This window comes from Sphingomonas pituitosa NBRC 102491 (assembly GCF_001598435.1).
GTDB classification, from domain to species: domain Bacteria; phylum Pseudomonadota; class Alphaproteobacteria; order Sphingomonadales; family Sphingomonadaceae; genus Sphingomonas; species Sphingomonas pituitosa.
Genome location: NZ_BCYY01000003.1, coordinates 79,402 through 99,999, shown reverse-complemented (window position 1 = coordinate 99,999; position 20,598 = coordinate 79,402). Strand labels below are relative to the sequence as shown.

General features: G+C 67.6%; 20 protein-coding genes and 2 tRNA genes. 14 read left to right on the top strand and 8 right to left on the bottom strand.

The features are described 5' to 3' along the window. The 11 genes from grxD to SPI01S_RS05250 all read left to right on the top strand — a co-directional run bounded on the left by grxD (window position 1) and on the right by SPI01S_RS05250 (window position 10,297). Window positions 1-333, top strand: coding sequence for a Grx4 family monothiol glutaredoxin (grxD, locus tag SPI01S_RS05300; protein WP_066719283.1), 333 nt, complete (start codon window positions 1-3; stop codon window positions 331-333). Window positions 334-548: 215 nt separating this feature from the next. Further along, entirely contained in the window at window positions 549-1,601 is a 1,053-nt protein-coding gene (locus SPI01S_RS05295) for an acyltransferase family protein (RefSeq protein WP_066719279.1), read from the top strand. A gap of 416 nt (window positions 1,602-2,017) precedes the next feature. Further along, window positions 2,018-2,386, top strand: coding sequence for a BlaI/MecI/CopY family transcriptional regulator (locus tag SPI01S_RS05290; protein ID WP_066719270.1), 369 nt, complete (start codon window positions 2,018-2,020; stop codon window positions 2,384-2,386). After that, window positions 2,383-4,038, top strand: a complete 1,656-nt coding sequence (locus SPI01S_RS05285; RefSeq protein ID WP_066719268.1) for a M56 family metallopeptidase — start codon at window positions 2,383-2,385, stop codon at window positions 4,036-4,038. The genes SPI01S_RS05290 and SPI01S_RS05285 overlap by 4 nt, the downstream gene beginning before the upstream one ends. A 122-nt stretch (window positions 4,039-4,160) precedes the next feature. After that, window positions 4,161-5,027, top strand: coding sequence for an MBL fold metallo-hydrolase (locus SPI01S_RS05280; protein ID WP_084253272.1), 867 nt, complete (start codon window positions 4,161-4,163; stop codon window positions 5,025-5,027). Between the two features lie 163 nt (window positions 5,028-5,190). Further along, the gene (locus SPI01S_RS05275; protein ID WP_245653485.1) at window positions 5,191-5,874 is read left to right on the top strand and encodes a hypothetical protein; all 684 of its coding nucleotides are present in this window, start codon (window positions 5,191-5,193) and stop codon (window positions 5,872-5,874) included. 51 nt (window positions 5,875-5,925) lie between these two features. Then, the gene (gene nadA / locus SPI01S_RS05270; RefSeq protein ID WP_066719261.1) at window positions 5,926-6,927 is read left to right on the top strand and encodes a quinolinate synthase NadA; all 1,002 of its coding nucleotides are present in this window, start codon (window positions 5,926-5,928) and stop codon (window positions 6,925-6,927) included. A 412-nt stretch (window positions 6,928-7,339) separates the two neighbouring features. After that, on the top strand, window positions 7,340-8,302 hold the full coding sequence (locus tag SPI01S_RS05265; protein WP_245653484.1) for a helix-turn-helix domain-containing protein: 963 nt from the start codon (window positions 7,340-7,342) through the stop codon (window positions 8,300-8,302). 32 nt (window positions 8,303-8,334) lie between these two features. Further along, a complete protein-coding gene (gene nadC, locus SPI01S_RS05260) occupies window positions 8,335-9,180 on the top strand; it encodes a carboxylating nicotinate-nucleotide diphosphorylase (protein WP_066719259.1) in 846 nt (281 codons plus the stop codon). Window positions 9,181-9,191: 11 nt separating this feature from the next. Beyond that, window positions 9,192-9,908, top strand: coding sequence for a ribonuclease T2 family protein (locus tag SPI01S_RS05255; protein WP_066719256.1), 717 nt, complete (start codon window positions 9,192-9,194; stop codon window positions 9,906-9,908). After that, on the top strand, window positions 9,905-10,297 hold the full coding sequence (locus tag SPI01S_RS05250; RefSeq protein WP_066719253.1) for a putative quinol monooxygenase: 393 nt from the start codon (window positions 9,905-9,907) through the stop codon (window positions 10,295-10,297). The genes SPI01S_RS05255 and SPI01S_RS05250 overlap by 4 nt, the downstream gene beginning before the upstream one ends. Window positions 10,298-10,447: 150 nt before the next feature. On the opposite strand, the gene SPI01S_RS05245 is transcribed toward SPI01S_RS05250, so the two are convergent. After that, the gene (locus tag SPI01S_RS05245; RefSeq protein ID WP_066719251.1) at window positions 10,448-10,867 is read right to left on the bottom strand and encodes a DUF4112 domain-containing protein; all 420 of its coding nucleotides are present in this window, start codon (window positions 10,865-10,867) and stop codon (window positions 10,448-10,450) included. Window positions 10,868-10,875: 8 nt separating this feature from the next. Further along, a complete protein-coding gene (locus SPI01S_RS05240; RefSeq protein WP_066719250.1) occupies window positions 10,876-12,336 on the bottom strand; it encodes an ABC transporter substrate-binding protein in 1,461 nt (486 codons plus the stop codon). Between the two features lie 100 nt (window positions 12,337-12,436). Here SPI01S_RS05240 and SPI01S_RS05235 point away from each other — a divergent pair, with 100 nt between their 5' ends. After that, on the top strand, window positions 12,437-12,940 hold the full coding sequence (locus SPI01S_RS05235; RefSeq protein WP_066719248.1) for an NUDIX domain-containing protein: 504 nt from the start codon (window positions 12,437-12,439) through the stop codon (window positions 12,938-12,940). 12 nt (window positions 12,941-12,952) lie between these two features. On the opposite strand, the gene SPI01S_RS05230 is transcribed toward SPI01S_RS05235, so the two are convergent. The 5 genes from SPI01S_RS05230 to aroA form a co-directional block, all read right to left on the bottom strand. After that, window positions 12,953-13,039: transfer RNA gene (locus tag SPI01S_RS05230), tRNA-Leu, on the bottom strand. A 47-nt stretch (window positions 13,040-13,086) separates the two neighbouring features. Continuing rightward, the gene (locus tag SPI01S_RS05225) at window positions 13,087-13,365 is read right to left on the bottom strand and encodes an integration host factor subunit beta (RefSeq protein WP_066719245.1); all 279 of its coding nucleotides are present in this window, start codon (window positions 13,363-13,365) and stop codon (window positions 13,087-13,089) included. 179 nt (window positions 13,366-13,544) lie between these two features. Next, on the bottom strand, window positions 13,545-15,257 hold the full coding sequence (gene rpsA / locus SPI01S_RS05220; RefSeq protein WP_066719243.1) for a 30S ribosomal protein S1: 1,713 nt from the start codon (window positions 15,255-15,257) through the stop codon (window positions 13,545-13,547). Window positions 15,258-15,541: 284 nt separating this feature from the next. After that, window positions 15,542-16,171 (bottom strand): (d)CMP kinase, encoded by a 630-nt coding sequence (gene cmk / locus SPI01S_RS05215; RefSeq protein WP_066719240.1) that lies wholly within the window; start codon window positions 16,169-16,171, stop codon window positions 15,542-15,544. Window positions 16,172-16,230: 59 nt separating this feature from the next. Next, window positions 16,231-17,559, bottom strand: a complete 1,329-nt coding sequence (aroA, locus tag SPI01S_RS05210; protein ID WP_066719237.1) for a 3-phosphoshikimate 1-carboxyvinyltransferase — start codon at window positions 17,557-17,559, stop codon at window positions 16,231-16,233. Between the two features lie 104 nt (window positions 17,560-17,663). On the opposite strand from aroA, the gene SPI01S_RS05205 reads away from it, so the two are divergent. Continuing rightward, window positions 17,664-17,990 (top strand): TIGR02300 family protein, encoded by a 327-nt coding sequence (locus tag SPI01S_RS05205; protein WP_066719235.1) that lies wholly within the window; start codon window positions 17,664-17,666, stop codon window positions 17,988-17,990. Between the two features lie 81 nt (window positions 17,991-18,071). Further along, a tRNA-Ala gene (locus SPI01S_RS05200) sits at window positions 18,072-18,147 on the top strand. Between the two features lie 204 nt (window positions 18,148-18,351). On the opposite strand, the gene SPI01S_RS05195 is transcribed toward SPI01S_RS05200, so the two are convergent. Continuing rightward, the gene (locus SPI01S_RS05195) at window positions 18,352-20,031 is read right to left on the bottom strand and encodes a hypothetical protein (RefSeq protein ID WP_157084570.1); all 1,680 of its coding nucleotides are present in this window, start codon (window positions 20,029-20,031) and stop codon (window positions 18,352-18,354) included. Window positions 20,032-20,598 lie beyond the last annotated feature (567 nt).

Here is a 20,598-nt window from a genome sequence, read left to right as displayed (position 1 = left end):
ATGACCGACGATACCCAGGCCCGCATCCAGCAGCTGGTCGAGAGCAACGACGTGCTGCTGTTCATGAAGGGCAGCCCCCTGTTCCCGCAGTGCGGCTTTTCCAGCCGCGCGATCGCGATCCTGAACCATCTCGGCGTCGAGTTCGAAAGCGTCGACGTGCTGCAGGACCAGGGCATCCGCCAGGGCATCAAGGCCTTTTCCGACTGGCCGACCATCCCCCAGCTCTATGTGAAGGGCGAATTCGTCGGCGGTTCGGACATCATGATGGAAATGTACGAAAGCGGCGAGCTGACCCAGCTGATGGCCGACAAGGGCGTCGCGGCAGCAGCCTGACGCGCGTTTCGTACGGAAATAGGGGAAGGGCTCTCGCGGTGGCGGGAGCCCTTTGTCGTTGATGCGGGATCGGGCGACGCTTTGCTCCCGAACCGGAGCCGAGCACGCGGGGAACTTTGCGCTGCGGGCGATCGATTGCTCCGTTGTCGATGCAGTCCGACTCGATACCGCGCTGAACTTGCGTCAAGCCTTCGGTACGGATCGGGGGCGAAACGATGATGACAGCGATCGGCCAGACGGGCGCGACCATGTGGTCGATCCAATATCTTCGCGCGGCTGCTGCCGTCGGCGTTGTCGCATTTCATCAACTTCAGATGCGACACTGGGTGTTTTTGATCGGAGAACATGGTGTCGACCTGTTTTTCGTGATCAGCGGGTTCATCATGGTCGCGTTGACCGACGCCCGGCACACCACCGCCAGGACGTTCGTTCTCGATCGCATTGCGCGCATCGTGCCGCCTTATTGGCTGGCAACGGCCTGCGCCTTCCTGTTCACGGCGGTCGACCCGCGCTTCTACCATGGCTCGACCGATCTGGCGCTGCTGGCGAAATCGCTGGCGTTTATCCCGTCGATCAACCCGTTCGGCCAGATTCAGCCGACTCTGTATCTGGGTTGGACGCTCAACTATGAAATGTTCTTCTACGCGGTTTTCGCGCTGACGCTGCTGATGCCGCGCGGCCGCTTGATCCTGCTCACTACCTTGTTTGCCTTGCTCGTCCTGATCGGTGCGCTGCTGCGCCCGACGGGTGCCATGGAAACCGTCTACACCGATCCATTGCTCCTCGAATTTGCCGCGGGCGCCATCCTAGGGTGGCTGTTCGGCGCGCGGATGAACCGGGCGGCGGTGCCGCTTCAAGCACTGGTCGCGCTTGCCGTAGCGCTCGCGCTCGCGGCCCTGAGCTTCTGGTCTCCGCGTCTCGCCTTCGGCGCGGGGGCGGTTGCCCTGATCGCGATTGGGCTGTTTGTGGAACGGGCCGGGCATATGCCGCGCATTGCGTGGCTCAAGCGGATCGGCGACGCGTCATTCGCCATCTATCTTTTCCAGCAATTCGCGTTCGTGGGCACCAGCAAGGCCTTGAACGCGCTTTTCGCGGTCCTCCTGCATCGCGCTGCGCCGCAACTGCTGATCCAGCTTCTCGGCATCGCTGCTGCCATCGTGCTGGGCGTGCTGCTGTTCACCTATCTCGAACGTCCGATGACCAAGGCGGTCAAACGATGGCTGCGCGGTTTTTCGAGCGGGCCCGTGGCACTGCGGGCCCCGTCCTGACCACTGCCGCAATGCGGTTGGGGAAAATGGCGCCGCGACCTGCCGGGCAGCGCTGCACGCGCGAGCAATGTTCGCATGGTCCCGCCGAACGATCGTGCGTGGTCGGTGGGGCGAGAACCCGGTGCGGGTGGGTCGATGGCCATGCCGGTGAACCATCGACCCACCCGGAAGCGTCTTTGGGGAACGCTGGAGCGTCTTTGGGGGACGCTTTGGGTGCCTTTCTCGTTGCAGGGCGCGTGCCAGAATCGAGCGTGCGCGGATTTCTGCGGCATGCGACGATCAATGGCCGTTAACCCTCTGCCCGGTGTGTAAACGCTGCCGACGCTTCGGCGCACCTGAACCGCGTTCATCCGCCATTCAGCGCATTGACTACAGACGTAATCGGAGCGATTACACGCGTAGTCAGTGAGGGTGTGATGACCGAGCGAATCAGCGAAGCGGAGCATGCGGTGATGGAGGTGCTTTGGGAAGAGTCTCCGCTTACCGCGCAGGAGGTTGCCGAACGCGTCCCCGAGGATCGCGGCTGGAGCGCCAACACGGTCAAGACGCTGCTCGGGCGGCTGCTCGCCAAGAACGTCATCGGGCATGAAGAGGAAGGGCGGCGCTATCGCTATCGCCCGCTCGTCGCCCGGGGCGATTATGTGGTGGGCGAGTCGCGCAAACTGATCGACCGGCTGTTCGGCGGCCGGCTGACGCCGCTGGTGGCGCATCTGGCGGAACGCGATGCCATCACCGACCAGGATATCGCCGAGATCGAAGCTCTCCTGAAGGAGCTGAAGCAATGATCGGCTGGTGGATCGAAACCCTGCTCGCGAGCACGCTGCTGATGCTGCTCGCGCTCTCCCTTCGTGGACCGGTGCGCCGGGCGTTCGGGCCGCAGCTGGCCTATGCGCTATGGGTGCTGCCGGCGGCGCGGATGCTGCTGCCGCCCTTGCCGGGGCAGTGGCAGCTGAGCCAATGGCTGGCGCCGCTTACCCGCAAGGCGGCCGAGGCGCCGGCGGTGGCGATGGGGGTGCTCAACCCCGAGAAGCTGCCGACGAGCGTCGACCAGGGCGTGGTGCTCACCGTCGATCTCAGCGCCGGCGGCCATCACCTGCCCGCCGCGCTGGTCGCGCCGACGCCGGTTGCCGAGGGGCTGAACGTGACGCTGCTCCTGCTGGCGCTGTGGGGCGCGGGCGCGCTGCTGTTCCTGGCCTATCACCTCGTCGCGCACCGCCGCTTCTGCCGGCACCTGCTGTCGCGGGCGCGGGTGGATCGTACCGTGGCCGAGGGCCGGGTACGGGTGATCGAGACCGATGCCGCGCACGGGCCGCTCGCCTTCGGCATCTTCCGCAAGTACGTCGCGTTTCCGCGCGATTTTTCCGAGCGCTACGACGAGGTCGAACGCGATCTCGCGCTCGCCCACGAGCTGGGGCACCATCTGCGCGGCGACCTGATCGCCAATTGGGCCGCGCTGATCGTGCTGGCGCTCCACTGGTTCAATCCGGTCGCCTGGCGGGCGTTCCGCGCCTTCCGTGCCGACCAGGAAATGGCCTGCGATGCCCTGGTGCTCGCCGGCCGCGCCCAGGCACTGCGCCATGCCTATGGCCGTGCGATCGTCAAGTCCGCGCATGGGGGCGCGGTCTCGGCGGCTTGTCACCTTCACACCATAAACGACGTCAAAGGGAGGTTACGCATGCTCTCGATCCACCGGAAGCTTTCCCCCATCCGCATTGGCGCGGGGCTGGCCGGCATCACCACCGTATCGCTGGCCGCGCTGGCGCTGACCGCCTCGGGCAGCCAGGCCGCCGAGCGGCTCCGCGCAGGCATGGATGCCGCGATCCAGGTACAGGACGTACCGCCGCCGCCGCCCGTCGCGCCGGTCGCACCCGTCGCACCCGCGGCTGCAGCGGCGCCGGCAGCTCCCGCTGCGGCCCGCGCGCCGGCGGCCCCGGCAGCTCCTGCGGCGCCCGAAGGCCCGAACGGCAAGCACCATGTCGTCCGGATCGATCGCTCCACGACCGACGGAAGCGCCATCAAGAAGATGGTGATCATCCAGCGCGACGGAAAGCGCCAGGAAATCGACATGCCGGACATGGTCGCGATCCAGGCCAGCATCCCGGAGATCCGCAACGGCACCTGCGGCAAGGGTAGCGCGTCCACCGTGGAACAGCGCAGCGAAGGCAAGAAGCAGGTGATGATCCTCTGCACCGACCGGATCGCCGCGATGAGCAGCGAAGCCGCGCAGATGGCGGCGCACGGCAGGGCCATGGCGATGAACAGCAAGCAGATGGCGATGAACAGCGCGCTGATGAGCCTGCAGCACGCCCGCCGTACCATCGAGGTGCAGTCGAGCCTTAGCCCCGCGCAGCGCGCGGAGGCGCTGAAGGGCATCGACGAGGCGCTCGCCGAACTGCGAGAGGACGCCAAGGACGCCAAGGACGACAGCGACAATTAAGCGTAGCGCGCCGCTGCAGTTTGCCCCGCAGCGGCGTTCTCGGCGGGGCCGGCCTACTCCTTCGGGGCCGGTCCCGCTCCCCTGTGCTTGCCTCGGCGCGCGGAATGCCCAAATGCGGCTGTATGACCGATGACGCGCCCACGGGCCTTGCGATCGCGCTCGAACCGCTGGTGACGCGGGTGCTCGCGAACAATCCCTCGCCCTTCACCCATTTGGGGACGCAGACCTATCTGGTCGGCACCACCGACCTGGCGGTGATCGATCCCGGGCCCGACGATGCGGAGCACCTTGCGGCGCTGCTCGCGGCGATCGGCGGGCGGCCGGTGCGGGCGATCCTGTGCACCCATACCCACCGCGACCACAGCCCCGCCGCACCTGCACTGAAGGCGGCGACCGGGGCGCCGATCATCGGTTGTGCGCCGCTGGTGCTGGACGATGCCGGCCCCCGCGCCGATGCCTCCTTCGATGCGGGCTATGCGCCGGATCGGGTGCTGGCGGACGGCGAACAGGTGGCGGGGCAGGGCTGGACGCTCACCGCGGTCGCGACGCCGGGTCATACCTCCAACCATCTCTGCTTCGCGCTGGAGGAAAGCGGCGCGCTGTTCACCGGCGACCATGTGATGGGCTGGTCCACCACGGTGGTGGCGCCGCCGGACGGCAACATGGCGGCCTATATGGCCAGCCTGGAGACGCTGCTGGGGCGCGAGCAGGACCGCATCTATTACCCGGCGCATGGCGATGCGATCGAGCGGCCCCAGCGCTTCGTGCGGGGGCTGGCCGGGCATCGCAAGCAGCGCGAGGGCCAGATCCTGCGGCTGCTGGCCGAGGGCGTCGACGCGGTGCCGGCGATGGTGGCGCGCATGTATGTGGGGCTCGATCCGCGGCTCCACGGGGCGGCGGGGCGATCGGTGCTGGCGCATCTGCTCGATCTGGAGACTCGGGGCCGCGTGGTCGCGGACGGCAACGATTGGCGCCTGCAGGCAGAGTAGCGCTCAGGAAGAGAAGCAGTATCGCCGGCGATTGGTTCCGGACCAGGCCGAATACTGCTATGGTCCAGCCCTGTCGGAGGGGTGGGCGATGGCGACGACTTTGCAAGCTGTGCCGCATATGCACCGGGAAGATACAGGATTCTTCCGAGTAATGGCGTTCGTGATGGCGGCTATCATCGTCGCTGGATTCTCGCTGAACATCGTTGCCGGGCGATCGAGCTTCGCGGTGCCGGCGATCTTTCATCTGCATGCCTTCGTCTTTTTCGGCTGGGTGGCGCTGTACGTCGCGCAGAACCTGCTGATCGGCCGTGGCGCGCTCGCGCTGCACCGCCGGCTCGGCTGGGTCGCGATACTGTGGGTCCCGCTGATGGTGGTGCTGGGCACGCTGATGACGGTGCTTTCCGTCCAGCACGGGGCGCCGTTCTTCTTCGACGTGCGCGAGTTTCTGTTCAGCAACCCTGCGCAGCTGCTGCTGTTCGCCGGGCTGGTCGCCGCGGCGCTGGTCCTGCGCCGACGGACCGCCTGGCACCGCCGGCTGATGTTCTGCGGCATGGCGATCCTGACCGGGCCCGGCTTCGGGCGGCTGCTGCCGATGCCGCTGCTGGCACCCTATGCATGGTGGGCGGCGCTCGCGGCGGTCACGCTGCTGCCGGTGATCGGCATGGTTGCCGACCAGCGCCGCACCGGCCGCGTCCATCCCGCCTGGCTCTGGGGGATCGGCCTGTTCGTGGGGGTGCAGCTGGCTGCCGATGCCGTCGCGTTCAGCCCGGTCGGCACGGCAGTGGCGCGCAGCGTGACGGCAGGCACCGCCGGCGCGCACCGGCCGATTACGCCGTACTTCCCTTGATCCCGCGGCCCGACCGGGCCATGTGGCGGGCGTACAATGGGAGTTTCGGGAATGGACGCGCGCAACGGCATCGGCGGCAGCCTCAGCGGACTGGATCTCCGCGCCGAGATCGAGCGGCTGCGCAAGGAGCGCAACGCGGTGATCCTCGCGCATTACTACCAAAAGCCCGAACTCCAGGACCTCGCCGATTTCGTCGGCGACAGCCTCGACCTCAGCCGCAAGGCGGCGGAGACCGACGCGGACGTGATCGCTTTCTGCGGCGTGCGCTTCATGGCGGAGACCGCCAAGATCCTCTCGCCCGACAAGATCGTCGTGCTGCCCGACATGGACGCCGGCTGCAGCCTGGAGGACAGCTGCCCGCCCGACCAGTTCGCCGCGTTCCGCGCCAAGCACCCCGATCACATCGCGCTGACCTATATCAACTGCTCGACCGAGGTGAAGGCGCTGAGCGACATCATCGTCACCAGCAGCTCGGCGGAGAAGATCCTGGCGCAGATCCCGGCGGACCAGAAGATCATCTTCGGTCCCGACCGCAACCTGGGCGGCTATCTCCAGCGCAAGACCGGTCGCGAGATGCTGCTGTGGCCGGGCGTGTGCATCGTCCACGAAGCGTTCAGCGAAACCGAGCTGCTGAAGCTCAAGGCCGAGCATCCCGGCGCGCCGATCGCCGCGCATCCGGAATGCCCGGCCTATATCCTCGACCATGCCGATTACGTCGGATCTACGAAGGGCATCCTCGATTTCTCCAAGACGATGCCCGGCGACACGCTGATCGTCGCGACCGAGCCGCACATCATCCACCAGATGCAGAAGGCGATGCCGGAGAAGAACTTCATCGGCGCGCCGGGCGCCGACGGCAACTGCAACTGCAACATCTGCCCGTACATGGCGCTGAACACGCTGGAGAAGCTGTACCTCGCGCTGCGGGACCTCACGCCGAAGATCGAGATCGAGGAGGGCCTGCGTGTCCAGGCCAAGAAGAGCCTCGACCGCATGCTCGAACTGGCGAGCGGCACGGTCGGGCAGGGGGATCTGGGCCCGGTGCCGGCCTGATCGCGCAGGAGCGGACCTCCGGACACCCGCGCTGCGAGCGGCGGCGCGATCGTCGCGGTCCCGAGATCGGGGATCCGGCGGCACCGCACCACGGCCGGCGCGATCGACGCTGGCGGCTGTCGTCGCCGCTAGGCGGCAGTCGCTGGTCCGCGTGCAATCCGCCAGCGCGTCCAGCAACATAGCCAAAGCTTCGCAGGGCCTTCCCCGCCAGACGACGGCACCCTCCCAGCTTCCCGGCCGCGTTTCGGGCAGCACCCGATGCCCCATTCTGATACGGCGCCCTCAGGAACGTCGACCAGCGCATTGATCTGGGCTAGTAACGATTCGAAGATTTCAGGGTACTCATTCTGAGTGGGGAGAATGGGGACTTGTGTTATTTTTCCCGCCGGGGCCGTTTTTGTTGATGCAGGACATGATCCGATCCGCGCCCGTCAGCGACCGCAAGCATGCCGCGATGCCCCTCGGACGGCTGATCGGCCGCCTTACGGCCGAGCTGGAAACCACCATGGTGGCCGCCGGCGTCCGCGCGCTCGACGGGGATCTGGATCGTGCCATCATCTTCATGGTGGTGGCCCGCGCCAGCGAGATGCTCTCCCCGCACGGGGCGGGCCATGCCGGGGGCGAGGGGCGGGCCGCGAAGGCGATCAGCATCAATGCGCTCGCCGCATCGCTGGGACGCCCCTTCGAGACCATGCGCCGCCATATCCATGCCTTGTGCGGGGCGGGCCTGTGCGAGCGGGGCCCCGCCGGCGTCACCGTGCCCGAGGCGGTCCATGGCCGGCCCGAGGTTGCCGCGCTGTTTCGCGGCAACCATGATGCGCTGGTGCGCATGGTGGAAGACATGCGCAGCTTCGGCGTGGGGCTGCCGGAGACGCGTGCGCATATCGCCTATGACTGGCACACCGGGCTCGCCGCCGCGCACGACGTGCTGCTGACCGGCATCGAGTTCCACGCGCACCGCTACCAATCCTGGACGGACATGGTGCTGGCCAATGCGATCCTGTGCGCCAATGCCCGGCCGCTCACGCAGAATCGCGAACTGGCGCTGGCCTATGCCGAATTCGGTTCCGCGCCGCCCGATGGCCTGTTGCAGCCCGTCTCCACGGGCTCGATCGCGCGCGTGCTGGGCTTGCCGCCCTCTACCGCGCATCGCCGCGTCGCCGCGATGATCCAATCGGGCATCCTGGTTCGCCGCGCCCGCGGCGTGGTGCTGGCCGAGAAAGGGCTGTCCGATCCCGAGCGGATCGAGGAAAGCCGCACGAGCATGCTCCATGTGCGCCAGATCCTGGTCCGGCTCGCGGCCGGCGGCTTCCGCTTCGACGATCCTGCCGCCAGCTATTGCGATCGGCGCCCCAAGCCGCTGCAGATCGCGTAGACGCGCGCGCCCGGGGATTCTACAGCCCGGTCATGACCTTGCTGCTCCCCGGTTTCGACTGCGACTCGTTCGTACGCGCCACGCTGGCCGAGGATCTCGGACCCGGTGGCGACATTACCGCGGCGGCGGTGATCCCGGTGGAGGCGCGGTTCGAAGGCGTGATGGACAGCCGCGATCCGATCACCGTCGCAGGACTGCCGATCGCCGAGGCGTTCTTCCGCGCGCTCGATCCCGGGGTGGAGATCGAGCGGCTGGCCGAAGAGGGCGCGCAGGCGGCACCGGGCGCCGCACTGCTGCGGCTGCGCGGCAAGGCGCGGGCGATGCTCACGGCCGAGCGTTCGGCGCTCAACACCGTCCAGCACCTCAGCGGCATCGCGACGATGACGCGGGCATATGTCGAAGCGATCGCCGGCACCGGTGCGACGCTGCTCGACACCCGCAAGACGCTGCCCGGACTGCGCGTGCTGGAGAAATATGCCACGCGCATGGGCGGGGCGACCAATCATCGCATGGGCCTGTGGGATGCGGCGATGATCAAGGACAACCATGTCGCCGTGGCCGGATCGGTGGAAGCGGCGGTGGCGCGTGCGGTTGCCGCCGGGATCGCGCGGATCATCGTCGAGGTCGACCGGATCGACCAGATCGAGCCGGCGCTGCGTGCGGGCGCGACGCATCTGTTGCTCGACAACATGGCCCCGCCGGTGCTGCGCGAGGCGGTGGCGCTGGTGGCAGGGCGAGTGCCGACCGAGGCCTCGGGCGGCGTCCGCCTCTATACGATTCGGGCGATCGCCGAGACCGGCGTGACCTATGTCAGTGTCGGCCGGCTGACCCAGTCGGCCCCGGCGGCCGATATCGGATTGGATTTCGCGAGCGTTTGAGGGAGGTGGGCATGAAGGCGATTCTGGGAAGCGCCGCGCTGGTGGCGGCACTGCTGCCGGGCGTCGCGCTGGCACAGGCACAGATGTGCATGGCACCCCGCAAGGTCGAGCGGCCGCTGCCCGACCTGCCCAGCGCGAAGGAGCCGCGCCGCGTGCTGCCGATCAGCAGCTACACGCTGGCGCTGACCTGGTCGCCCGGCTTCTGCCGGGCGCATGGCGACGAATCGGGCAAGACCTTCCAGTGCGGCGGGGAGAACCGTTTCGGCTTCACGCTGCACGGCCTCTGGCCCGATGCGCCGGGCAAGACCTGGCCGCAATATTGCAAGGCCACGCCGATCCTGCCGCCCGCGCTGATCCGCAAGACGATGTGCGCGACGCCCTCCGAACAGCTGATCCAGCACGAATGGGCCAAGCACGGCACCTGCATGCAGACGACGCCCGCCGCCTATTTCCAGCGCTCGACGAGCCTCTACCGCGCGATCCGCTTCCCCGACATGGAGGCACTGTCGCGCGCCTCGTCCACGGTGGGCGACTTCAAGCGAGCCTTCGCCGCCAGCAACCGCGCGATCCCGGCAAGCGCGATCCGTGTGACGACGACGCGGGAGGGCTGGCTGGACGAGCTGTGGCTCTGCCTCGACACCCGCTTCCGCTATCACCGCTGCGAGGCGGGGACCGGCGGCGCGCCCGACGATGCGCCGCTGAAGATCTGGCGCGGAGGCAGGGCATGACCCTCGAACGGCGCAGCTTCCTCGCCGGCGCGGCTGCCTTGGGAGTCGCAGGGTCGCCCGCCGCTGCAGCACCGGCGGCAGGCATGATGTACGGCCTGATCGGCAAGATGACGGCGAAGCCCGGCCAGCGCGACGCGCTTGCGGCGATTCTGATCGAGGGCACTGCGGCGATGCCCGGATGCCGCAGCTATGTGGTGGCGAATGATGCGACCGATGGCGATGTGCTGTGGATCACCGAGCTGTGGGAATCGAAGGACGCACATGCCGGCTCCCTTGCGCTGCCCGCAGTGCGCGCCGCCATCGCCAAGGGACGGCCGATGATCGCGGCGATGCAGATGGTCGCGGAGACGGTTCCCGTGGGTGGCGTAGGCCCAGACGCGCGGGGGTGACGTACCTCTCCTTGAACTCCGCTCCTTGGGGAGGGTTGGGGAGGCGCACGGGCCAATAGCCTTTATCGAGCTGATCGTTCACGGTCGACGGCGGGGAAAATCTGGCAAACAAAGCCGAGAGCGTTTCCACCGAAGCGAAAACGCCCTGGCTCAGCCGTCGATCACCCGGCTGGCCGGGTGGTGCTTGTCCAGGTAGCGCTTGATCAGCCGCACGTTGCGCGTGTTCGATCGGAAGAAGAAGTCGGGCACCGCACCGACGAACGGAATCATCCCCAGCGCCCAGTCGACCCCGATATTGCCTGCCATGCGCGCGATCGTCCGCTTCGGCATGCCCAGGTTGCGCGCTTCCCAGGCGAGATAGGCGCCCATCGCGGCCGCGATGCTGGGACCCACCGCCGGCACGAAATCCAGCAGCACGTCCAGCCCGACCTTCCGGCGGGTGCCGGGAATCGTCACCATGCCTTCCAGCAGATGCTCCATCGCCTCGATCCGCTGGCGTACCGCGGCGGCATCGGTGCCGATGGGCAGCCGCTGCGTGAAACCATCGTTCAGTCGTGTCGCCCGTGCCATCCCTGACCTCATTGCTTGCGCAGGTGATTCAACGGGTGCCAGGCGCGCGCGTTCCCCTGCCAGTTCGACAGGCGCAACGCGACGATGGACCAGCGGAGCGGCTGCGCCAGCGGGATGAAGGCAACGTCGCTTGCCAGCATCGCATCGGCTTCGGCGATGCGATGCGTGCGGTTGTAGAGATCGGGCGCGTCGCGCGCGGCGGCAACCAGGGTCGCGGCGTCGTCCGAGCAGGCCCTGCAGGCATTGGCGAGATACCAGCGCCCGCTGTCATAGGGGGCGACGGCGTCGACGAGTTCCAGGTCCGCGCGCGGATCACCGAGGCCGACGCGGTGCGGGGTCAGGCCGATCGCGATCATCGCCGAGGCGAGGTGCCCCCATAACAGGGTCGCACCCGCGCCGGTGGGGAGGGCAAGCGTGATTTCCACCGGCCCGCGATGCACGCTCTGCCACTCGCGCACGCGCTGGCCGGCGAGCGCACGCCGCTGGTCGGGAGCGACGGTCATCCAGCTGCCGGGGGCGGGCGGGGCCGCCGAGTCCATCTGCACCGGCAGGATCGTCTCGGCGGGCGCCCAATCCGGTGCGATCGCCGAGGTGAGCGCGCCGCGATCGATCGCCATGGCGATGGCCGCCCGGTTCTGCGGGGTCGAAAGAAAGCCGTCGCGGCGCAGGACAACAAGCCCGAACAGGCCCACCGCCGAATCGATCCGGACATTTTCCGGCGCGATGCCCGCCGCCGCCACGATCGGCCAGTCAACCAGCGTGCCACCGAGCACCAGATCGGACGCGCCGTCGCGGAAGCGCGCGATGGCGGCGGCGGCGCGCTCGCCGCGCAGCCGCACGAACGCCTCTGGCGCCGGCGTTGCCTTGGGATCGTCACCCGGCTCCTCGGCAGGACGCAACAGCAGGCCGTCCCGCTTGCCGGGGACGATGCGGAACGGCCCGGATCCGGCGAAGGTGGGTGCGCGGAACACCGCCATTTCGGGTTGCGCAAACAGGTTGAGCAGATCGGGGCGCGGGCTCTTCAGGCGCACTTCGATCACCTGCGGCGTCATCTCGACGATCTCGTCGATCACCGCGAGATAGGGCGCGAGCCGGCTCTGGCTGTTGGCCGCGACGGCCCGGCGCAGCACCCGCACGATCTCGCCCGCGGTGACGGGCTGGCCGTCGGGCCAGGTCGCCTCGCCGAGGCGGAAGATATAGCTGCGCGCATCGTCGAACACGTTCCAGCGCTCGGCCAGCGCGGGCTCGATCTGGCCGTTGCGGTCGAACCGCACCAGCCCCTGCGCGGTGGCGGCGAGGGCGACGGCCTGGGCATGGTCTATGGCCGTCGTGCTGGGATCCACCAGCAGCCTGTCGCTGCCGATCGCGCTGACCACCACCGGCGCATTGTCCTTGCGCTGGCCTTCCGGCCCGCCGCACGCGGCGACGGTGAGCAGCAGGGCGATCACGGGCAGGCGCGGGCGTGGCATCGGCGGGTCCCAGTCGGCGGAAACCAAGCTCTATGGGAGCGGGCACGTGCTGCCAACCCCGTGGGTTCCGCGCGCATGCGGCCGTGCGTATGACGGGACGATGGTACTTGCCCGTTTCCGCTCGCATCCCGTTGCCGCTGCCGGGATTGCCGCCGCCCTGCGCGGCTATCTGATGGTGCGGACCATCGGCTGGTTCGTCACGCGGCCGCAGACGCGCGGCGTGCGGGCGATCGCGATGACGCCGGAGGGGCAGGTGGTGCTCGTCCGGCACAGCTATATCGATGGCTGGCATCTGCCGGGCGGCGGGCACGAACGCGGCGAGACCGCCGAGGCGGCGGCGCTGCGCGAACTGCGCGAAGAAGTGGGAATGGTGTCGCACGGGTCGATCCGCGTGCTGGGAACGCTGCAGCATCGTCCCAATTTCCGCCGCGACACGGTAACGCTTGCGCTGGTCGAGCAGGTCGCGTTCGTCTTCCGGCCGTCGCTGGAGATCGTGGAGGCGCGCGCCTTCGATCTGGATGCGCTGCCGCCGACGGCCACCAAGGGGACCGCACAGCGCCTCGCCGAATGGCGAGAGGGCCGTGCGATCCCCGAAAGGTGGTAACGCCGGCAAGATTGGTGCGGACGGCGGGACTCGAACCCGCACGCCCCGAGGGGCAGAAGATTTTAAGTCTCCGGCGTCTACCGGTTCCGCCACGTCCGCGTGCGCGGCAGGCAAGACGCTGCCGCACGTCGCGTGTCAAGAACGCATCACATGTTGAGGCGGATGCGCATCTCCTTGCCCGGCTTGAAATAGGGAACGCGCTTGGCGTCCACCTCCACGGACTCGCCGGTCCGCGGATTACGACCCACCCGCGCATCGCGCGCGCGCGTCGAAAAAGCACCGAAGCCGCGCAATTCCACGCGACCATCTTCACTCAGCCGGCCGACGATCTCGTCGAAGAAGATCGATACGATCTTTTCGACTTCCCGGACCGAGAGGCCGGGGTTTTCCTGTACCAGCAATTGAACCAACTCAGACCGGATCATCCGGGCCCCTCCCTTGGCGAACGCGCCCAAATGGCCGCGAAACGGCTATCCCCAAGGAAACTCTAGCGCTTTTTCACAATCTGCATCAACCAGAAGATGTGGTTCATGCGGTCATAAAATCAAAAAAGAAGGGCCCGGGACCGCTTTCGCGGCGCCCGGACCCATCTTGGTCGCTCGAATTAGTTGTTCTGGCTGCGGGCCTTGAGCGCCTCACCCAGAATGTCGCCCAGCGACGCGCCCGAGTCGGACGAGCCATACTGCTGCACGGCCTGCTTCTCTTCGGCGATCTGCATCGCCTTGACCGAGAAGGTCGGCTTCTTCGAACGGTCGAAACCGGTCACCATGGCGTCGAACTTCTGGCCGACCTGGAAACGCTCCGGACGCTGCTCGTCGCGGTCGCGGCCGAGATCAGTGCGCTTGATGAAGCCGGTCGCGCCGTCGTCGCCAACCTGCACTTCGAGGCCCGCGTCGCGGACTTCGAGGACGGTGACGGTGACGATCGAGTTCTTGCCCAGACGATCCGCACCACCGGTCGAACCGGCAGCGGCGACACCGCCACGCTCGAGCTGCTTCATGCCGAGCGAGATGCGCTCCTTGTCGGCTTCGACAGCGAGAACGATCGCGGTGACGGTCTCACCCTTGCGGTGCAGGGCCAGCGCGTCTTCACCCGAAATGCCCCAGGCGATGTCGGACATGTGGACCATGCCGTCGACGTCGTTGTCCAGGCCGATGAACAGGCCGAACTCGGTGGCGTTCTTGACTTCGCCCTCGACGGTCGAACCGACCGGGTGCTCTTCGGCGAACTTCTCCCACGGGTTCTGCTGGGCCTGCTTGAGGCCGAGCGAGATGCGGCGCTTTTCCTGATCGACCTCGAGGACGACCACATCGACTTCCTGCGAGGTCGACACGATCTTGCCCGGGTGGACGTTCTTCTTGGTCCAGCTCATCTCCGACACGTGGACCAGGCCTTCGATGCCCGGCTCCAGCTCGACGAACGCGCCGTATTCGGTGATATTGGTCACGCGGCCCGAGAGCTTCGCGCCGACCGGGTACTTCACGCTCGCGCCATCCCACGGATCGCTCTCGAGCTGCTTCATGCCCAGCGAGATGCGCTGCGTATCACGGTTGATGCGGATGATCTGAACGCGGACGGTGTCGCCGATGTTCAGGACTTCCGACGGATGGTTGACGCGCTTGTAGCTGAGGTCGGTGACGTGCAGCAGGCCGTCGATGCCGCCTAGGTCGACGAACGCACCGTAATCGGTGATGTTCTTCACGACGCCGTCGATCACCTGGCCCTCGGCGAGGCTCTGGATCAGGCCCGAGCGCTGCTCGGCGCGGGTTTCCTCGAGCACCGCGCGACGCGACACGACGATGTTGCCGCGCTTGCGGTCCATCTTGAGGATCTGGAAGGGCTGGGCGATGTCCATCAGCGGGGTGACGTCGCGCACCGGACGGATGTCGACCTGGCTGCCCGGCAGGAAGGCCACGGCGCCGTTCAGGTCGACGGTGAAGCCACCCTTCACGCGGCCGAAGATCACGCCTTCGACGCGGGTGTTCTGGGCGAATTCCGCCTCGAGCTTGTCCCAGGCGGCTTCGCGGCGGGCGCGGTCGCGGCTGAGCATCGCTTCGCCGTTGGCGTTCTCGACGCGGTCGACATAGACTTCGACTTCGTCGCCGACCTTGAGGTCCGCCTTCTGGCCGGGGGCTGCGAATTCGCGCAGCGGCACGCGGCCTTCGGACTTGAGACCCACGTCGATGACGGCGAGGTCATTCTCGATGCCGGTGACGGTGCCGATCACGACGCGGCCTTCAAAGCCGTCCGCCTGACCGAAGGTTTCGTCGAGCAGTGCCGCGAAATCGTCGCGGGAGGGGTTTGCCGTAGTGGCCATAGAAAAGAGGTTCCTAACGTTCGTTTTTCCGGCCAGCCGGTTGGATCCGGCGGTCTTCAGGGCCAGAAACGCCGCGGCGGCCGAATACCGTTCGCGACATCCGTCGGGAGGGTTCAGGTGGAGGACGGCCGAGACGCGCCGAGACGCGAAAAGGGCGCATGGAAGCAATGCTCCAGCGCCATCCCCCACAAGCACTCGCCCGCAGGATGCGCGCGCCTTACTGCGGACGGGGTGCGAAAGCAAGGTTTTCGGGTGTTCTGACGCCTCTCCGGTACGGGGAGGCGTTAGCGGTTCCCCGCTCGCCGCCGCTCGACGATCTCGATCGCCCGCTGTACCGCCGCGTCGATCGACAGGAAGCTGGTATCCAGCGTCACCGCGTCGTCCGCCTGCACCAGCGGCGCCTCGCTGCGCTTGGAGTCGCGCTCGTCGCGGGCGCGGATGTCGGCCAGCACCTTGTCGAGGCTGACGTTGATGCCGTTCTTGCGCAACTCGAGATGACGGCGCTGGGCGCGGATCATCGGCGTGGCCTTGACGAACAGCTTCACCTCGGCGTCCGGCGCGATCACGGTGCCGATGTCACGGCCGTCGAGCAGGGCACCGCCGGGCTGCTGGGCAAAGCGCTTCTGACGCGCGAGCAACGCCGCGCGCACCAGCGGATGCGCCGAGACGATCGACGCGGTCTGGCCGACCTCGTCGGTGCGCAGCGCGGGATCGGCGAGCAGCGCGTCCTCGAACCCGCAGGCGGCGACGGCATCGGCTTCCCTGGCCGGATCGAGCCCTTCGCGCAGTACCGTGGCGGCGACGGCGCGATAGAGCAGGCCGGTATCAAGATGCGGCAAGTTGTAATGGCGGGCGAGGGCGCGCGCGATGGTGCCCTTGCCCGAAGCTGCCGGGCCGTCGACTGCGATAATCATGCGGTCCACTCGCCAGCATCGCTGCGAAGGTCAAGCGCTTTGCCGCGAAATCGTGCCATTTAGCCGGCGGTCAGCGCGTCCAGCGTCGGGAAGAAGTTGGGATAGCTGGTCGCCACCGGTGCGACGTCGTCGATCGCGACCGGCTGCTCGGCGGCGAGCGCGGCCACCGTCATGCTCATCGCGATGCGGTGGTCGAGCCTGGTCGCGACCGAACCTCCCCCGGCCAGCGGCCTGCCGCCGGATCCCTGGATGGCGAGGCCGTCCTCAAATTCCTCGGTCACCACCCCGCAGGCCTCGAGCGCGGTCCGCATCGTGCTGATCCGGTCCGATTCCTTGACGCGCAGCTCGTGCGCACCGCGCGCGACGGTGCGGCCCTCGGCCATCGACGCGGCGACGAACAGCACCGGATATTCGTCGATCATACTCGGCGCGAGATCGGCGGGAACCTCGATCGCCCTGAGCGGCGCGTGGCGGACGACGAGATCGGCGACCGGCTCGCCGCCGACGGTGCGGGCATTGGTCTCGGCGATATCGGCGCCCATCAGTCGCAGCGCGGTGATCAGGCCGGTCCGCGTCGGGTTCATGCAGACATTGGCGATGGTGATCTCCGACCCAGGCACGATCGACGCCGCGACCATCCAGAAGCCGGCGGAGGAGGGGTCGCCCGGCACGACGATGTGCTGGGGCTTGAGCTCCGCCTCGCCGGTGATGCTGATGACCTTGCCGTCCGGGCCGTCCTCCACGGTCAGCTCGGCGCCGAAGCCGCGCAGCATCCGCTCGCTATGGTCGCGGGTGGGGACGGGCTCGATCACGCGGGTGATGCCGGGGGTATTGAGCCCGGCGAGCAGGATCGCCGACTTCACCTGCGCCGAGGCGACGGGGAGCGTGTATTCGATCGGCACTGCCGGGCACATGCCGCGCAGCATCAGCGGCAGGCGGCCGCCGGGGCTGGCGGTGATTTCCGCGCCCATCCGGCTGAGCGGCTCGATCACCCGGCCCATCGGCCGGCTCGAGAGCGAGGCGTCGCCGGTGAAGGTGGCGGTGATGCCATGGCTGGCGACCAGGCCCATCAGCAGCCGGGTGGAGGTGCCGCTATTGCCCATGTCGAGCGCCTGGGCCGGTTGCTGCAGCCCGCCGACACCGACGCCGTGAACGCGCCACGTGCCGTCGTCACCCCGTTCGACCTGTGCGCCCATCGCCCGCATCGCGGCGGCGGTGGCGAGCACGTCTTCGCCCTCCAGCAGGCCCTCGATCCGGCTTTCCCCCACGGCAAGGGCGGAAAACATGATCGCGCGGTGGCTGATCGACTTGTCGCCGGGGACGGTGACGGTGCCGCGCAGCGGACCGCGGGCGGCGAGGGTGAGAGGGCGGGGATCGGTGTTCGACATGGGCGCGGCTTTGACAGGCGGCTTGCAGCATGGCAAGGCGCGCCCCACTTTCCGGGATCACATCCCGAAATCTCCGAACACAGCGAAAGGCGAAGAGGCAACACATGGTGAAGCCGGAATGGGGCACCAAGCGCAGCTGCCCGAAGTGCGGTACGCGCTTCTATGATCTGACCAAGGACGAACCGGTCACCTGCATCAACTGCGGCTTCGCCTGGGAGCCCGAGCCCATCCTGAAGTCGAAGCAGCCGCTGCCGTTCGAGGCAGTGAAGGCCAACACCGACAAGCCGGAAGCGGAAGATTCCGATCTGGTGGGCGATGACGATCTGGACATCGGCGCGGACGACGAGGAGCCCTCGCCGGACGACGACGTCGATCTGGGCGGCGATGACGACCTGGGCGTCGAGACCGTCAGCGACGAGGACGAGCAGTAAGTCGAAAAAATTTGGCAAGCGCGAAAAAGGCGCTTGCCAACCCGGCGAGGCCCTTATAGAGGGGCCGCCTTCCCGGGGAATGGGGCCGTAGCTCAGCTGGGAGAGCGTCGCAATGGCATTGCGAAGGTCAGGGGTTCGATCCCCCTCGGCTCCACCATTTCCCCCCGTATTCCGCACTTGCTGCGATGGGCCTGGAAGCCCGATCTCCCGAAATCATCGGGGTTGAAGCGCGCCGCTGGGGGCGCCGTACGCGCAAGCGACGCTGCGCCGCCCGCCTGCGATATTTCCTGACATCGTCGGATGCGGCTGGCGCCCGGAATTGGGGTGCGCCCGATCTCGCGACCGGACGCACCGCTGCTGATTACGGCTTTGCGACCGCGGTCGCAGCCGCCTGCTCCTGCGGCAGGATGTCGGCATATTGCACGCTCAGTCGATCGTAGATCGGATCGACCGCCATCTCCCGCCATTCGGCTCCCGCCAGCTCCGGGGGAAGCGGCTTGTCGTCGCACACCAGCCACACACGAAGCGCGCCGTCGCGGCCGGCATAACTGGCGTCATATTGCGTCCGCAGCTCGCGTTCGTACGTGCGGCGGGTTTCCAGCAGAAATCGGCCGCAGCCCTTTTCCTTCGCAAGCAGCGCTGCGTTCATCAGCGCGATTTCCTCGACGGTCGCCGCAGACGCCAGCTTGTGAGAGAAATGAATGTCCCAGCGCTGGCCGCCCGGAAGCTCTACCCGCGTCGCACCCGCGGTGGGGCCGAACTGGAAAAAGCCGGTCCTGGGGCCGCTCGACTTTGGCTGCGTTTCCGGTGTTTCCGGGCGGGGCATCAGCTGCAGGAGGGCGGAGGGGCTGGTACGGTCGGGCAGCGCCCCGGCGCTGATCGCGCGCATGCTGGCGATCTCCGCACGTCCAGCATCATTGTCCAGTGCCGGAGACTGGGACAGCACGTCGGCGATCGTCAGCGAGGCCTGCGGTACGGCCTTGACCAGCTGGTTGATCACTTCTTCCTTCGACAGCGTGCGGGCATTTCCGCGCAGCGCGATCAGCTTTCGCCAATTCTGCAGCCCGTTCCGTGCCTCTGCGAGGCTCGTGGCATATCGTTGATAGGCCGCCACCTCGCTTGCCACCTGCTGCTTGGATTTGCCCATGCCCAGAAAGCTCGGCGACCATTCGGCGGGCGGGGGGAGTGCTGCTTCGCGCGCGATCTCTGATTCGAGCTGCGCCAGGCGGGCTTCCGCTTCGCTCGTCTTGCCGATCGCAGCCTCGGCATAGGCCGTTATGCCGGCAATCAGCTGGCGGATGCCGATGGTCTGGTTCTTGTCGAGACTACCGACCTCCTGCCAGCTGCCTTGCGCGGACGGGGTGGTCATCGTGAGGCCGCTCCCGAGCTTCACGACGTCGCTCATCCGCCCCTGGCCCAGTGCAGCCATCATTGCGGGGGCGAGGCGGGAAGGGTCGAGGCCGCCACCCCGGAGCGCGTTGCTGATCCGGACATCGGTAACCGTCATCTTGCCGGACGCCTCTGCGGACATCGTGCGCAGCATATCGGCGAGCCGTTGTACGGAAGGTGCGTAGGGACGTGCCGCCGCGACGTCCGCGATCAGCGGCTCCGCGGCATCGACATTTCCGAGCTTGATCAAGGCATAGGCGCGTATCGACTTCTCTTCGATGGCGAAGCTGCGGGCGCGCAGCGGCGCCGGCACGTCGAGGCTGAGGTTGCGCGCGGAATCGAGCACCGGCAGCGCGTCTCCCGGTCGGCCCGCGGCGACCAGGTGCATGGCCTTGGCGACCAGGAGGTGATGTCGCCGCAGGGTGAATTCCGGGCGCAGCAAGGGGCTGGCGAGCGCGACGTCGCACGCGACCACGCCTGCCGCCCCCAGCGGCAGCTTTTCGTTCGGATGGAAATCGTAGGTGCCGGTTCCCACGCCCAACAGGACGCTGCCATGGATGTAATTGTCCGTAGCCTTGTCGGGCGTCAGATAGCCATCGCACGGCGCGAAGCTCGCCTTTTCCGTAGGCGGCTTCGCGGCGGGCGCGGGCATGGGCGGCACCAGCAAGGGCAGCGCGGGCGGCGCCGGGATCGGCGGCGGGAGGAGTTGCGCCGGTGGTGTCTGCTGGGCATGTGCGGAGGCTGCGGTCAGCAGCGCGGAAGCACCGAGCAGCCAGAAGGCCGCGATTGCGCGCCGGTGCCGTGGCGCGTTACCGGCGCTGCGATGCCGCGGCGGACGGACGGTTGGTTGGGGGAAAACGGCGTCCGGGGCGGAGACCGTCGCGTGATGTGGAAAATGGCGATCCTGCATGCCGCATTTATAGTAGAAACCCCTGGCAAGCGGCTGGATCGCAAATCAGAACAACGTGCGTGGGGGCGTCTCGCCCGGCTGCATCTTCGCAGCGCCACCCCATGCTTAGGAAACGCCTCCCTATACCAGCGTTCGATGTTGCCGCCGTATCGAACCTGCGATGACCGGCCCTGACCAATCGGGCGCGCCGCGCCTTTCGAATTGGCATGGATCTGGAGGAGTGCGGGGATGAACGGGTTCGAACAGATGCTGGGCGTGACGCGCCGGGAAATGCTCGAGGGCGCGCTGGCGATGGGCGCCGTGGCGGCA

Excerpts from the sequence above, each read along its gene's own strand:
- SPI01S_RS05295 (WP_066719279.1), top strand. The coding sequence starts at position 549 with ATGATGACAGCGATCGGCCAGACGGGCGCGACCATGTGGTCGATCCAA.
- grxD (WP_066719283.1), top strand. The coding sequence starts at position 1 with ATGACCGACGATACCCAGGCCCGCATCCAGCAGCTGGTCGAGAGCAAC.
- SPI01S_RS05250 (WP_066719253.1), top strand. The coding sequence starts at position 9,905 with ATGACCCTCGAACGGCGCAGCTTCCTCGCCGGCGCGGCTGCCTTGGGA.
- SPI01S_RS05280 (WP_084253272.1), top strand. The coding sequence starts at position 4,161 with ATGACCGATGACGCGCCCACGGGCCTTGCGATCGCGCTCGAACCGCTG.
- SPI01S_RS05235 (WP_066719248.1), top strand. The coding sequence starts at position 12,437 with ATGGTACTTGCCCGTTTCCGCTCGCATCCCGTTGCCGCTGCCGGGATT.
- aroA (WP_066719237.1), bottom strand. The coding sequence starts at position 17,559 with ATGTCGAACACCGATCCCCGCCCTCTCACCCTCGCCGCCCGCGGTCCG.
- cmk (WP_066719240.1), bottom strand. The coding sequence starts at position 16,171 with ATGATTATCGCAGTCGACGGCCCGGCAGCTTCGGGCAAGGGCACCATC.
- SPI01S_RS05290 (WP_066719270.1), top strand. The coding sequence starts at position 2,018 with ATGACCGAGCGAATCAGCGAAGCGGAGCATGCGGTGATGGAGGTGCTT.
- SPI01S_RS05265 (WP_245653484.1), top strand. The coding sequence starts at position 7,340 with ATGATCCGATCCGCGCCCGTCAGCGACCGCAAGCATGCCGCGATGCCC.
- SPI01S_RS05285 (WP_066719268.1), top strand. The coding sequence starts at position 2,383 with ATGATCGGCTGGTGGATCGAAACCCTGCTCGCGAGCACGCTGCTGATG.
- SPI01S_RS05245 (WP_066719251.1), bottom strand. The coding sequence starts at position 10,867 with ATGGCACGGGCGACACGACTGAACGATGGTTTCACGCAGCGGCTGCCC.
- rpsA (WP_066719243.1), bottom strand. The coding sequence starts at position 15,257 with ATGGCCACTACGGCAAACCCCTCCCGCGACGATTTCGCGGCACTGCTC.
- SPI01S_RS05195 (WP_157084570.1), bottom strand. The coding sequence starts at position 20,031 with ATGCCCGCGCCCGCCGCGAAGCCGCCTACGGAAAAGGCGAGCTTCGCG.
- SPI01S_RS05275 (WP_245653485.1), top strand. The coding sequence starts at position 5,191 with ATGGCGGCTATCATCGTCGCTGGATTCTCGCTGAACATCGTTGCCGGG.
- SPI01S_RS05225 (WP_066719245.1), bottom strand. The coding sequence starts at position 13,365 with ATGATCCGGTCTGAGTTGGTTCAATTGCTGGTACAGGAAAACCCCGGC.
- nadA (WP_066719261.1), top strand. The coding sequence starts at position 5,926 with ATGGACGCGCGCAACGGCATCGGCGGCAGCCTCAGCGGACTGGATCTC.
- SPI01S_RS05255 (WP_066719256.1), top strand. The coding sequence starts at position 9,192 with ATGAAGGCGATTCTGGGAAGCGCCGCGCTGGTGGCGGCACTGCTGCCG.
- SPI01S_RS05205 (WP_066719235.1), top strand. The coding sequence starts at position 17,664 with ATGGTGAAGCCGGAATGGGGCACCAAGCGCAGCTGCCCGAAGTGCGGT.
- SPI01S_RS05240 (WP_066719250.1), bottom strand. The coding sequence starts at position 12,336 with ATGCCACGCCCGCGCCTGCCCGTGATCGCCCTGCTGCTCACCGTCGCC.
- nadC (WP_066719259.1), top strand. The coding sequence starts at position 8,335 with ATGACCTTGCTGCTCCCCGGTTTCGACTGCGACTCGTTCGTACGCGCC.